The sequence below is a fragment of the Lysinibacillus sphaericus genome, assembly GCF_006864135.1.
Classification (GTDB): Bacteria; Bacillota; Bacilli; order Bacillales_A; family Planococcaceae; genus Lysinibacillus.
In genome coordinates, this window is sequence record NZ_SADV01000001.1 from 360,601 (window position 1) to 373,958 (window position 13,358).

General features: G+C 35.6%; 14 protein-coding genes. 4 read left to right on the forward strand and 10 right to left on the reverse strand.

Going from position 1 to position 13,358, the window contains the following annotated elements:
- Positions 1-110 precede the first annotated feature (110 nt).
- The 6 genes from C7Y47_RS01645 to nusB all read right to left on the reverse strand — a co-directional run bounded on the left by C7Y47_RS01645 (position 111) and on the right by nusB (position 5,515).
- Positions 111-992 carry a polyprenyl synthetase family protein gene (locus C7Y47_RS01645; RefSeq protein WP_142507170.1) on the reverse strand — a complete coding sequence of 294 codons (882 nt, stop codon included), beginning with the start codon at positions 990-992 and terminating at the stop codon, positions 111-113.
- A gap of 3 nt (positions 993-995) precedes the next feature.
- Positions 996-1,229: an exodeoxyribonuclease VII small subunit gene (gene xseB, locus C7Y47_RS01650; RefSeq protein WP_053483717.1), complete on the reverse strand. Its 234-nt coding sequence runs from the start codon at positions 1,227-1,229 to the stop codon at positions 996-998.
- 2 nt (positions 1,230-1,231) lie between these two features.
- On the reverse strand, positions 1,232-2,584 hold the full coding sequence (gene xseA / locus C7Y47_RS01655; protein WP_142507171.1) for an exodeoxyribonuclease VII large subunit: 1,353 nt from the start codon (positions 2,582-2,584) through the stop codon (positions 1,232-1,234).
- A 687-nt stretch (positions 2,585-3,271) separates the two neighbouring features.
- On the reverse strand, positions 3,272-4,087 hold the full coding sequence (locus tag C7Y47_RS01660) for an undecaprenyl-diphosphate phosphatase (RefSeq protein ID WP_142507172.1): 816 nt from the start codon (positions 4,085-4,087) through the stop codon (positions 3,272-3,274).
- 147 nt (positions 4,088-4,234) lie between these two features.
- Entirely contained in the window at positions 4,235-5,101 is an 867-nt protein-coding gene (gene folD / locus C7Y47_RS01665; protein WP_142507173.1) for a bifunctional methylenetetrahydrofolate dehydrogenase/methenyltetrahydrofolate cyclohydrolase FolD, read from the reverse strand.
- 33 nt (positions 5,102-5,134) lie between these two features.
- Positions 5,135-5,515 (reverse strand): transcription antitermination factor NusB, encoded by a 381-nt coding sequence (nusB, locus tag C7Y47_RS01670; protein ID WP_142507174.1) that lies wholly within the window; start codon positions 5,513-5,515, stop codon positions 5,135-5,137.
- A 606-nt stretch (positions 5,516-6,121) separates the two neighbouring features.
- Between nusB and C7Y47_RS01680 the strand changes: the two genes are divergently transcribed.
- A complete protein-coding gene (locus C7Y47_RS01680; protein WP_255504967.1) occupies positions 6,122-7,291 on the forward strand; it encodes an MFS transporter in 1,170 nt (389 codons plus the stop codon).
- A 77-nt stretch (positions 7,292-7,368) separates the two neighbouring features.
- Here C7Y47_RS01680 and C7Y47_RS01685 read toward each other — a convergent pair whose 3' ends face one another.
- Positions 7,369-7,779 carry an Asp23/Gls24 family envelope stress response protein gene (locus C7Y47_RS01685; RefSeq protein ID WP_132356667.1) on the reverse strand — a complete coding sequence of 137 codons (411 nt, stop codon included), beginning with the start codon at positions 7,777-7,779 and terminating at the stop codon, positions 7,369-7,371.
- A gap of 535 nt (positions 7,780-8,314) precedes the next feature.
- Between C7Y47_RS01685 and C7Y47_RS01690 the strand changes: the two genes are divergently transcribed.
- Both C7Y47_RS01690 and C7Y47_RS01695 read left to right on the forward strand, forming a co-directional pair.
- Positions 8,315-9,631 carry a S1 family peptidase gene (locus C7Y47_RS01690; protein WP_142507176.1) on the forward strand — a complete coding sequence of 439 codons (1,317 nt, stop codon included), beginning with the start codon at positions 8,315-8,317 and terminating at the stop codon, positions 9,629-9,631.
- 128 nt (positions 9,632-9,759) lie between these two features.
- A complete protein-coding gene (locus C7Y47_RS01695; protein ID WP_142507177.1) occupies positions 9,760-10,059 on the forward strand; it encodes a hypothetical protein in 300 nt (99 codons plus the stop codon).
- Between the two features lie 928 nt (positions 10,060-10,987).
- On the opposite strand, the gene C7Y47_RS01700 is transcribed toward C7Y47_RS01695, so the two are convergent.
- The 3 genes from C7Y47_RS01700 to C7Y47_RS01710 form a co-directional block, all read right to left on the reverse strand.
- On the reverse strand, positions 10,988-11,446 hold the full coding sequence (locus C7Y47_RS01700) for a hypothetical protein (RefSeq protein ID WP_185903366.1): 459 nt from the start codon (positions 11,444-11,446) through the stop codon (positions 10,988-10,990).
- Between the two features lie 460 nt (positions 11,447-11,906).
- Positions 11,907-12,155 (reverse strand): hypothetical protein, encoded by a 249-nt coding sequence (locus C7Y47_RS01705; RefSeq protein ID WP_142507178.1) that lies wholly within the window; start codon positions 12,153-12,155, stop codon positions 11,907-11,909.
- Between the two features lie 126 nt (positions 12,156-12,281).
- Positions 12,282-12,464 carry a hypothetical protein gene (locus C7Y47_RS01710; RefSeq protein WP_132356669.1) on the reverse strand — a complete coding sequence of 61 codons (183 nt, stop codon included), beginning with the start codon at positions 12,462-12,464 and terminating at the stop codon, positions 12,282-12,284.
- A 390-nt stretch (positions 12,465-12,854) separates the two neighbouring features.
- Between C7Y47_RS01710 and C7Y47_RS01715 the strand changes: the two genes are divergently transcribed.
- Positions 12,855-13,163 (forward strand): hypothetical protein, encoded by a 309-nt coding sequence (locus C7Y47_RS01715; protein WP_255504968.1) that lies wholly within the window; start codon positions 12,855-12,857, stop codon positions 13,161-13,163.
- The last annotated feature ends 195 nt before the right edge of the window (positions 13,164-13,358 follow it).

Here is a 13,358-nt window from a genome sequence, read left to right on the forward strand (position 1 = left end):
ATAACAGTGTTATTAATATGCTAAAAGTACGAACACTTTATTGTTTGCACATTGGCAAACGCCTTCACCTATTCTAGCATATTATGTGCCTTTAACGCCTCGTTTTTCCCCTAGTTTTTACGATGTACAATATAGGCTGCAAACTCACGTAATAAGCTGGCATCTACTTCCAATTTATCTAGTGCGTTAATGGCATGCTGATAATGCTCAGCAAGCTTTTCTTTTGCCCCTTCTAAAGATAATAGAGCTGGGTATGTGCTTTTGTCACTTGCTACATCTTTACCTGCAGTTTTACCTAGTTCTTCTGTAGTACCCTCAATATCTAAAATATCATCTTGAATTTGGAAGGCAAGACCAATATGATGCGCATATTCCTTTAAAGTTTTGCGTTCTTCTTGCATTACATCAGCTAACACGGCTCCCGCTTCAATACTAAATCGTAATAGAGCGCCCGTTTTATTGATATGGACATGCTCAAGCTCAGCTATGTTTAACTGACGCTTCTCACCTTCCATATCGAGTACTTGACCCCCAACCATACCTTCTGCACCAGCTGCTTTACTTAACAGATTGACTAATTCAATGCGTTTTTCAGCTGATACATCCATGCGTGCTAAAATGCCAAACGCAAGTGTATTCAATGCATCGCCTGCAAGTGTCGCTAATGCTTCACCATAAATTTTATGATTTGTTGGCTTCCCTCTACGGAAATCATCATTATCCATACTTGGTAAATCATCATGGATTAATGAATACGTATGGATGACTTCAACTACAGATCCTACCGTTAAACCATCCTTCAAACCCTTATTGTAAAGTTCAAGAACAGCCAATACGAAGAGTGGGCGAATACGTTTACCTCCAGCTTTTAATGAATAAAGCATTGATTCTTTTAAATTGGCTGGTGCATCAATTTTCTTGACTAGTGCAAACATTTCAGCTTCAACTTGAGGTATGTTGCTTTCAATAAAATGTTTTAATTGCTCGTTCATTTTTTAGTTCTCTCCCTTTAGTGGATCAAATGCCGTAGTCTCACCTGTCTCTTGGACAATAGAAATTAACTGCTCCTCAGCATGTTGCAGTTTGCTATGGCAAAATTGTGATAGCTCCATACCTTGTTTATATAAATCAATCGCGTTTTCTAGAGGCACATCACCTTGCTCTAACTGACGGACAATTTCCTCAAGTGCCGTCATTGCATCTGCGAAAGTTTGTTGTTTCTCTGCCACAATTATTCCCCCTCATTTTTCGGCAAGATCTTTACCACATCAGCAATAACCTTTCCATCATGGAAGGAAAGTGTTAATTGATCCTGTGGCTTTACATCAACTGATGATTTTAACATTTGATTATCTTTATAAGCTACCGTGAAGCCCCTTGTTAAAATGGCAAGTGGATTTAATGCTTCTAAAGTTCTGACAGTTGCTTCAAATTGTTGTTTTTGTTTCGTTACATAATGAGTTGCAGCACGAGTTAATTGTTGGACATGAGTTTCTAGCTCTCGTTGATGGAAAGCTAATGCCTTTTTTGGCGAGTGCTGCTCTACCGCACTATGTAATTGTTGAAACCGCGCTGTTTTCTTCATCAAATCGACCTGCATGGCTTTTTGTAATCCCGTTTCAAGTTGAGCTAGCCTTTCTGTAAATGGTCGATATAGGCGTTCTGGCATTGACAACGGATAAGATTGTTGGAGCTTATTTAGACGCTGACGTTCTGCCATAAGTTGCGCTCTGACGATTTGATGCAGTTGTGATTTTTGTGTAAGCACCCGTTGAAATAATTCTTGTTGATCAGGTACAGCCATTTCAGCAGCAGCAGTTGGTGTCGGAGCGCGCAAATCAGCTACATAATCCGCGATAGTCGTATCGGTTTCATGACCTACTGCGCTAATAATAGGGATCCGGCTTCCAAAAATCGCTCGTGCAACAGCTTCCTCATTAAATGCCCATAAATCCTCAATCGATCCACCGCCACGCCCTACAATCAGTACATCGCAACTACCATCGATATTTGCTCGTTCAATGTTGTGAACAATATTCGGCGCTGCTTGCGCTCCTTGTACAAGGGTTGGATAAATAAAAACTTCAGCAAGTGGATAGCGTCTCTTTAATGTTGTACAGATATCTCGAATGGCAGCACCTGTTGTCGACGTTAAAACACCGATTTTTTCCGGAAACCTCGGAATTGGTTGTTTCCACTCAGGTTTAAAAAGCCCTTCTTGTTGTAACTGCTCTTTCAGTTGGTTAAAAGCAACAAACAAACTACCTATTCCATCTGGTTGCATTTCCTGTACATATAATTGATATGTACCGTAGCCTTCATAAACGTTTACATCTCCACGGATAAATACTTGCATACCTTCCTTTGGTTCAAACGCTAATTTTGTGGCTGCTGTTTTAAACATGGTGGCCGCAATTCGTGCTCCATCATCCTTTAATGTAAAATAAATATGCCCTGATTGATGAATTTTGACATTGGATAGCTCTCCCTTTACATAGACTTCACGTAAATGCGGATCAGCATCAAATTTCCGTTTAATATATTTTGTTAATGCTTTTACAGTTAAATAAGAAGCAGATGACATTTTCCCGGCTCCTTTACTAAAATCAAGTTTTTCACAAAACTACACCTATCATAACATTTTTTATTGCGCATGACGTGCCAAAATACAGTTTCGGTTGAAAAAACGACTGTCTTGTATAGAATTGAAAACCTTACTATAACATATCTTAAGATTTCGTATTAGATAAAATATGTCTTTTCGACGAAATAAACGGTGGAGTTGCGTTTTGACTGAGTGCTTTGCTAGGGGAGCAGATAGAAGAATCGGAGTGGCGGATTTATCTACGGGGGTGGCTGATTGAACCACTAGAGCGACGGAATGAAAATGAAGCGACGGATAAAACAGGCCAAGTGACGGTAAGAACCCCCAAAGCGACGGTATGAAAGTCAAGTCCTTAATATTGTGTAAAATTCTATACAATGTTCTTCAACTCTGACTTTAGTTTTGTCAAATTGTGCAGCTTATGTTGGAATTCGCCGCTAAAAGTGTGAGTTGCGCCGCTAACCAAAGGAAGAACGCCGCTAAAACACGAAATTCCGCCACTAACCAAGCAAGGAACGCCGCTAAAACTTGAAAGAGCCAGAATCGCTGATAAAAGAGCAGAATGAAAGCGAAACGACGGATAGATCTGCCAGAACGACGGATCTATTTGATTTTCTTAACAAACAAGAAAACCTCACAACTAAATAAAATTATGAGGCTTTTATATTAATAAAATATTAATAGAAGCGTCCCTACAAGAAAGCAATAATATGTAAAGTAGCTAAGCTTGCCACTTTTCATAATGCCCATAAACCAACGCATTGCAAAATAAGTCATAAATAGTGTCACAATAAATGTCGCAGCATAAGGAATTGCTAATGCACCTTTATTTGGCTCATCTAAAAAATCAGAAATCCCAAGGACAACTCCACCAAGACTTACAGGAATATAGAGCATGAAGGAAAATCGCAAAGCGGTTTCCTGTTTCATACCAACTGCAATGGCTGAAATAATGGTTGCTCCTGAACGGCTAATACCAGGTGTTAATGCTACAGCTTGACCAAGACCTACGATGATGGCGTCTTTCGCAGTCAAATCCACATCCCTTTTCGTACCACGCATATTACGGATTAACCATAGAGCAATACCTGTCACAAATAGCATAAGTGCTATCGTCGTCATACTAACATTATCCGCAATAACATCGCTTAACAAAACACCTAAAACCCCCGCTGGAATAGAACCAATTACTATGAATATGGCGAAACGAAAATCAGCTTTATAACGATTCTGTCCAGTTTTCAGATACAGGAAAAAATTCGTAATGAGTCGGACAATATCCTCTCGATAAATATAGACAATAGCCAGTAAAGAAGCTGTGTTCGTTAAAATAGCAAAAGTAAAACCTTGCTCACCAAGACCAAGAATTTCACTTGCAATCATAACATGTCCGCTAGATGATACAGGAATTGGCTCTGTAAACCCTTGTACAAGACCGATAATGATATGTTTAATGATCAGTATTAAATCTATGTTTTCCATAAAAACCTCCCTATTCATATGTATGACCCAAACGTTATATTAGACGTTAAAAACAACGCGAAAGTTCTCGAAATACTCAGAAAATAAACCATACAAAAAAGCTACCTCAATAAATTGAGATAGCTTTTTATAAAGAGTCATTCAAAATTATAACTTAACTGTATGTGCAAGCTTATTTTCTGCTGCTTGAACTGTGTTGAATAGAAGCATAGTAATTGTCATTGGTCCTACACCGCCTGGTACAGGTGTAATGTGAGAAGCAATACCATCGATCTCACTAAAGTTTACGTCACCGCAAAGCTTGTTGTTTTCATCACGATTAATGCCAACATCTATAACAACTGCGCCTTCTTTAACATGTTCCTTCTTAATAAAGTTTGCACGTCCAACTGCCGCAATTAATATATCTGCTTGTTTAGTGAATGAAGGTAGATTTGGTGTTTTGGAATGCGTATATGTAACGGTTGCATCTTTTTGTAGTAGTAGTTGTCCCATTGGTTTCCCCACGATATGACTACGACCTACGATGACCGCGTGCTTTCCTGCTATTTCAATTCCTGAATATTCAAGAAGTTTCATTACGCCAAACGGTGTACAAGGCAAAAATGTTTCTTGGCCAAGCATCATTTTCCCAACACTTACTGGTGAGAAGCCATCAACGTCTTTTTCCACAGCAATTGTGGCAATAACAGTATCCTCATCAATATGTTTAGGGAGTGGTAATTGTACTAAAATTCCATGAATATCTTCACGATTATTTAGTAATTCAATTTGTGCTAATAATGCATCCTGTGTAGTTTCTTCTGGCAGTTTGATTAACTCAGAAAACATACCAATGGCTTCACAAGATTTTTGCTTATTTCTCACATATGTAGCCGAGGCTTGGTTGTCTCCTACTAAAACAACCGCTAAGCCTGGTGTTAATCCTTGCTCTTTTAAACGCGTTACTCGCTCTGCTACTGAATTACGAATTTCTTGACCAATTTCTTTACCATTAATAATTGCACTTGACATAGACCTTAGTTACTCCTTCCAATTTAACACATTTTATTGTTCTGTAAATTTAGAAAGTACGCCATTAACAAATTTCGACGAGCCATCGTCGCCAAATGTTTTGCATAACTCGATTGCTTCATTAAGTACTACTCTTTTTGGTGTTTCTGGCATGTATAAAATCTCGTATACAGCTAGACGTAAAACCGTTCTTTCAATTTTTGGTAAACGGGCAAGTGACCACTTTTCAAGATGCTGCTCTATAGTAGCATCGATTTCCTCTAAATGTTCAACTGTTCCAGTAACAATCTTTTCGTAGAAGACATTTGTTGGTTGGCCTTTAATATGGCCCATTGCTTCTTCTACTGTTAGTTCAGTATTGTCTAGCTGAAACAAAACTTGCAACGCTTTTTCGCGTGCCTCATGTCGTTTCATGTAAAGCTCTCCTTCTTAAGTGGCATTAAGGTTTATAATAGCATAAATTCGTACGAGATACACGAATTCAAGCAAGTTTTCAATAATCTGATACCTTTTTCAAGCAAGTTTTTGCTTATTTTAACACCCTTCAATCAACTTTATGAAATTTAATGTTAAAAAATGAAAATCCATCATTATTGTTTAAATAACAAGAATGTTATAATCAAGGGAAATAACCCCATTTTTCGAGGTGTTCATTATGCATTATGAAGGTATTTGTACAAGCTGTAAAAGAACTTTCAAGCTATATGAAGGTGAGGAACAAAATAAAGCAATAAAAAGAACGCAAATCCTGCCTATTTTACTGCGAGGATTGTAAATAAAATCGTTTTGATATCGCAAGAAATTTCTTTAGCCATAACTAATAGAAGCAACAACGTAGTATGAACAAAAATTTATCGTGCCACCTTGTATAACTGCGAACTAATACTTCCACACTTATAAAAAACTGAAAAAATAAAACAAATCTTTTGACCCTATAGTTACTATAGGGTTTATTGTATTACATGGAAGTATTCTAGTAGATTTAGATTCATGTATCGTGAAAGATTGAAGGAGAACAAAATGAATAAGCAACAAATTTTAACCTTAAGTATTTTATTATCGAATTTATTCATTGCCTTTTTAGGCATTGGTTTAGTTATACCCGTGCTACCAACACTCATGAATGAGCTAAAAATTTCAGGCTCTGTCGTTGGTTATATGGTAGCAGCATTTGCTATTACGCAACTTATTGTTTCACCGATTGCTGGTAAAATGGTGGATACTATTGGCCGAAAAATTATGATCGTTGCAGGTCTTTTTATATTCGGTTTTTCAGAGCTACTATTCGGGCTCGGACGCACAGTTGAAATACTCTTTATCTCGCGTATGCTAGGTGGTGTAAGTGCTGCCTTTATCATGCCGGCGGTGACTGCCTATATTGCTGATATTACAACATTGTCACAACGTTCAAAGGCATTGGGCTTTATGAGTGCAGCGATTAGTACTGGCTTTATTATCGGACCTGGGATAGGTGGATTTTTGGCCGAAATCGGAACACGCATACCATTCTACGCTGCAGGTATACTTGGATTTTTAGCAGCTATCTTGTCAATACTATTACTAAAAGATCCGACACGTGCTTCAGATGATGTAGAGTCTGCGCCATCAATTTTAGGCAGTGTAAAACGTATTTTTAGCCCTCTATACCTTATTCCATTCGTCCTTATTTTCGTACTGTCCTTTGGTTTAGCTGCATTTGAATCGTTATTTAGCCTATTTGTGGATCATAAATTCGCATTTACGCCTTCAGATATCGCGATTATTATTACGGGGAGTGGGGTAGTCGGGGCCCTTGCTCAGCTGATGTTATTCGATTGGCTGACAAAGAAAATGGGCGAAATTAATCTTATCCGTTATTCACTCATCCTTTCTGCTGTTTTAACATTTGCTATGACCATTGTTAGTCACTATTTCGCAATTTTATTTGTCACATTCTTTATTTTCGTCGGCTTCGATTTAATCCGTCCTGCCGTTACCTCTTATTTATCGAAAATAGCTGGTAATGAACAAGGATTCGTCGGCGGCATGAACTCCATGTTTACAAGTCTCGGGAATATCTTTGGTCCTATTTTAGGTGGGATATTGTTTGATATAAATTTAAACTACCCATATTACTTTGCGACAATTGTTTTAACAATCGGCGTAATACTTGCTTTGTTCTGGAGAAAGCCGAAGCAAATTGAACTATAATAAAGTAGCGATAATCACTGCTAATCAATTTCCATTAACAACGAAAAAGAAGGATTGCCTATAGGCAACCCTTCTTTTTATTCTTGTACGGCTACTTCTTCTTTTTCAAAGTGAATACCTGTAATGTGTACATTCACTTCTGCTGTTTCAAGTGCTGTCATATTATAAATCGCTTGGCGAATTTGCGTTTGTACTTCCTTCGCCACTTTCGGAATTGTATAGCCGTATTTTACAGAGCAAAATACATCAATGGCAATCTCACCAGTTTCAGTAACACCCGATTTAATGCCCTTATTATGCACTTTTTTACCGAAGCGTTCTACTACGCCAGTAGCAATATTACCACGAGTTGCCGCGACTCCTTCTACCTCGTTTACTGCTATTCCAGCAACAACCTCGATTACTTCCGCTGCTACTTCGATTTTCCCAAGTTCTTCTTTTCCAGAAGGCGTTGGTTGTACGAAAGATTGTCCTACTTTCTCTGCCATACAAATATCATCCTTTCCCTTACACATCACAAACAAATGCTGTACTTACGCTTATTATACTATAAAAAGGAAGGTTTGGCTTCGTAAAGCCGATTTAATTTATTTAGGACAGGTAATATCGATAAATTCGATAACGACTCGATAAAAACGAAAAGTGAAAACAGTCGCTACCTCATAAATATATTTTTCACCCTCCCTCTTAGTAAATTAATCAAATTTAATTAGAGTGAATCCTCCCTACTAGCCATTTTGCACCAGGAAACCTGGCGTTAATTTTATCACATACGACTTTCAATAATCCATAATGATAATAAGCTATAATTCACTATATATGAATCAATTTCATAAATCATATTTTCCAAAAATATCAACAAAAAAGAACTAAATAGTTTCAATTAGGATAGAAGAAAATTCCTTTCATTTTTTTGTTTAGTTCCCACCCGATTTAACTGAATTTTCCGTTAATTAGTTTACATTATTAAATAATTATGTTTAAATTCAAGAGAATACTACTAAAAGGGAGTGAGAATTAAAAATGATAACAAAATACAAAGTTTTTATTGTACCTTTAGTTTTTGTCTTTGCTTTATTGTTACTTAACACCAATGTCAGTTCTACTTATGCAAAAAAGCTAGAAGATTTGAGTAACTTTAGTAAGTTAGACATAAGTACAAAAAACACTATCCAACAATACCCTTTAGAAGTTCAAAAGAAACTTGTAACACAAGCAACCGAAATGAACGATGTTTTTAATATTCTCGACAAAGTATTCGGAAGTTACGAAGCGTTCTCCGATAAAGGCACTATATATCTATCAAATAGTGGTGAAATAATTATTGGATTAACAGGCATTTCAGATGAAAAATTAAATACTCTTAAGGCTTCTCTTCAGGTTATAGATGAAGATAATTTAATTAAATTTGAATCAGTAAAATATAGTATTAATGAGTTAGAACAAATTCAAGACGAAGTAGCACTAGCTGTTCAAAGGTTAATTGAAGATAAATCTGTAATTACAGACCTTGATTTGATTGACAAAAAAATAACTGTTTCTGTAGAAGATTTAAAAACAGATGAAGAACAAAAAATTTTATCATACCTAAATCAAAATAATTATATAGATTTAATTCAATTAAAATCACATGATAAATCAATGAATCCTTATGGTGAACTAGCAAGAGCAAGAAATTGGACAAAATTAGGTGGAGGAATCCAATTACGTAATGCTTATGATCATCTGTGTACTACAGCGGGGATAGGAAAGAAAGGAACAAATTACTTTGTATTAACGGCTGCACATTGTCTCGATTCCAACAATACTTATGTCAAACAAGATACTGCTACTCTCGGTGTTGTTCATAGCAGAGGGCATTATTCCAATATAGACGTAGGGTTAATCCGTGTTACAACTGCAAGCACAATTACACGATATGCAACAAATTATTTTTATGAGCTTGCAGAAAATAAAGATGATTATGATAGACGAGTGACTGGAAGTAGCACACCTATTCAAGGTCAATTCGTTTGTAAATCAGGAATAACAACAGGTGTAACATGTGGAAATATATCTACATTAAAAACAACATATATTGATCCCAATGGTTTAGCACCGGGAACAAGAAATGTAGCTAGAATAACTCCTTTAAGCGGGGTTGACTATTCTCAACCAGGAGATAGCGGTGCAATTACTTATGACCCTTCTACCTATAGAGTAGTGGGAATTCATAGCGGTGGTGGTGGTTTAACAGGTCTTATGACAAGAATCAACGATGTTATAAGTCTATATTCAGATTCAACTAATACATTTTCCATCTATTCAAGTTCTACAGATGCTTTATTAGTAAGTAAATAATCATATTTTTAATCTTATTCCCCCGAACAGACAACGTATGGTATCTATTCGGGGTTTCCAATTAAGAAGGAACATACATTAAAGTGTACAATTTATGAAAAATACTATATGAAAGGAAGGGGAGTTCGATGAAAACTTATAAAGCTTTAATTATGTTATTTATTTTTACCTTTTTTTTAATTGGATGTTCCACAGATAGTAACGATATTGGCCCAAATATTAAAGGAGAAGTTGTACAAATAGAAGGTGACAGATTTTTAGTAGTTGATAAAGAAAGACCAGAAATACGAAAAGTATGGTTTACTACGGATGAAATTTATACTGTACGTGTTGGATTAACAGTATCTGTATGGGCTTCTGAAATTACTGCTGTTCCTAATGAAAAGGGATTTGGGGAAGGAATTGCCGAAAAAATCATTATTGAGTAAAATAAAAACCGCCATAATAATGAAGGGAAAGATGAACAATAAAGATCCTCTTCCCCTTCATTATTATTCCTTTTTATCTTTGATAATCCCTTGTCTTCTTGCGCCATTATCTACGTTAAGTTCATTTCCATAGTCAATTTTCCCTTTATTTTCTTTTCTTGAATCGTACAAAACATTGCTTCTTCGTTAATCACATCATAAAGGACATTATCAGGTCAGATGGCTAGTTTAACTCCCTCATCATTTGTGAACCCTTTCCATGGCACAGCTACCATCATAATTTTTGGAAAATCCCGCCTTTTCTTCATTGCTTTTTTCAGTCTGTTTTGCTTCTTCTGTAAGGTGAATATTCACTTTATCTTTTGCTTTATCACTTTTAACGGTAGGGGCTTTAACTGCAGTATTGTTAACAGTATCTTCAAGTACTTGTTATCTGATTTAACAAACCAAACCATATATGTATTTTTTTAATAATCAGGAGATATATAGGTAGAATTAGACAATATGGATATTTTTACGTTTATATTAGTGGTGATTTTAGTTTTTACATGTTTAACAATAGAAAGAATTTCGAAAGATATACGTGAACAAAATAAAGAAATTATTGATATTTTGAAAGAAGAACAAGCGAGATAAAGAAGAAAATACAAGCGATTAAGTTAAACATTTATTCTAGGTTTGTGCGCATGATCTTAACTATAGCAAAATACATAGCAGATTCAATGCAATTTCGCTAACAAAACCACTCTGAAAGATATGTCGATAAATATAAAAAGTTAGGCGATAAATCCAAAATTTTATTCGATAAATTAACAAAGTTAGTCGATAAATTCAAATAACCTCTCGATAAAAAATGAACAGCAAGCAATCTTCAAAGGGAGCATTTTTTCCTTATGTTGTGCAATAATCGCTCCCTTTAATCGACTAACTAATCTACTTCTAAAGCGAAGGCGTAGAAAGCGTCGCCACGAGATACATTCGCTTCCTTTTCATCTTTCCACCATACGCCATATGAATAATAATAAACTCCACGTTGTGTAGGTGCGGTAAAACGATTGTCTTTTACCATTACTTCAGTTTCTTTTTTATCATTCATTAGTACAACATTAAATTTATTTGGTTTTAGTTCGTAATTCATTACAAGAGTTATATTTTCACCAGATTTAACTTTTATAGGTTTTTTACCTTCTAATAGTTCAACTGGTCCAGCAGTATCAACGCATTTATTTGGCCAACAATAGGTACCGAGTGTAGTTTCAAATTTTTTATTATCAATTTCTATATAGACTTTAGGAGGCTTTTCTCCTGACAATCCATTAGTTGTTGAACACCCCATTAAGATAAGTCCAAAAAGAGCTGCTAAATATAAAAAATATTTCTTCTTCATGCACATCCCCCCTAATATTTGAAAAGGTAAACTTTCTCTTGTTTAAACGTTTCTAACAAATAATGAATTAAACTGTATAGGTCTTCTATATAAGTTTCAATAGTTATTTGTTCCTCTTCCGAAAAAGTATAGTAAGATTTCCCAGCCCCTCTTTGTTCCCAGACTACAACATTAAACGTTTTTCCAAGTTCGGAATTATATTTATAAATCAGTGGTAAAGCGGCAGATTGTTATCTTCACCAAAAATAGAGATATATTGTTCTTGATGTTGACCTGAATTATATGCATTGTATCATTTTTCCAAAAAAATATTTTATTCAAGCGTTAATAACTACATGAGTATATAAAAAATAAGCCGATCAATAATCGACTTATTAAACACCCCAATTGTTGAATAAGTGAGAATATACATTCGCTTCTCACTTTATTAACTTATATAAATTATTGTAATTATGTAGTGTTACTGTCTCTTTTCAACAAATAATAAAATTAGTGTTGCCAATGGACCTAACACAAGGGAAAGTAAAAACCAATTTAACCCCGTTCTATTCTTCCCTTGTGCAAGTGCAGCATTGATCAACGCTAATGTACCCCAGCCTACGACATATTGATTATCCATCATCTGGCCCCCTATTTCATTAAACACTGCACGTTTAGTATAGATTTCTTCATATTTTTGATTATAACACATCCAAATAACATACTTCATAAAAGGCGAAATCCGAGAGCTAACCGGGCACCGATGTCCGTTAAACCAAAACGATTGTTATTTTCAAAAACGCCGAGCTGCTTTTCGTGCATTTTAATGATTCCGTAAAAATTGCCCACTCCCATCTTAAATAACGTCCATCATTAGCTCGATTTCGGACGCTGCGTAAATTACGTTGTTGACCGTTAAAGGTTCTCCCATGAATACATATAAAGCGCCTTGACCTTCGCTGTAATATACGTCTGTTTTACGCCCAGTCCGTTCGAGTAGTTTGCGTTGGATATTAACAATACTAACTGCAATATTCATTCCATTTAATCCCCCTTATAACTCCGTTTGTTTAAGCGTCGAAACACATAAGATGATAAATACGTCGACTGGCGATTTAAAACCGGTTTTAACTACGTATAAAGGCGAAATAAAGGCGTAATGCTTCCTCATTACTTATACCCGAGCATAATACCGTTTTCAGACAAGATATCTGTAAAAACAATTAAATACTTCCCTCGATAGATCCACGCTGTCTTACCATTGATTTAGGCGGTCATTTAAAGGCAAATCGATGTGTTGTTAGTGTGTTCTTCAAGGCTTACGTCTGAAAAATCTTCCGCAATCAACTATTTAGTCACAAGAAGGAATATTAAAATAAAACGTTGAATTAAGTTTAGAAAATTAATTAATTGGAAGTGGTCATCTAAAATGCAAGAAAAATTAAAAAGTTTTATAAACGATCCCTGGTGGTTGATTTCAACAACTATGTCAGAATCCTTAACGAAAGAGTTAGAGAAAGAACTTTCACTAAAACACATTCTCTACGGAAAAAAAGCTGTAGCAATGGCTAGAAGAGAAGATAATGATGATGTTATTTTTTGGATTAAAAAGCTAAACAAATATGCTGTTGTTCATTTAACATATTCAAAAGAAACTTCAAATGATTTCCCTATTACATTACTATTTACATTGAGTGAGTTAGAAGAATACTGTAAGACTGTTTCAAAATTTTATTAAACAAACGAAAACTAATAAAAGCTTGGTGCCCCTAGCTTTCATTGGCCATTGTTGGTGCAACGATCAGTCGTATTCTTTAATCGTTTGTTTGCGTGCCCGATAAGCGATTTGTTCTTTAACGATGATTAGCGCCGAATATGCACAAATACGATTATCTTTTAAACGAATTAACGTCAATCATAATTGTTGGCGCTG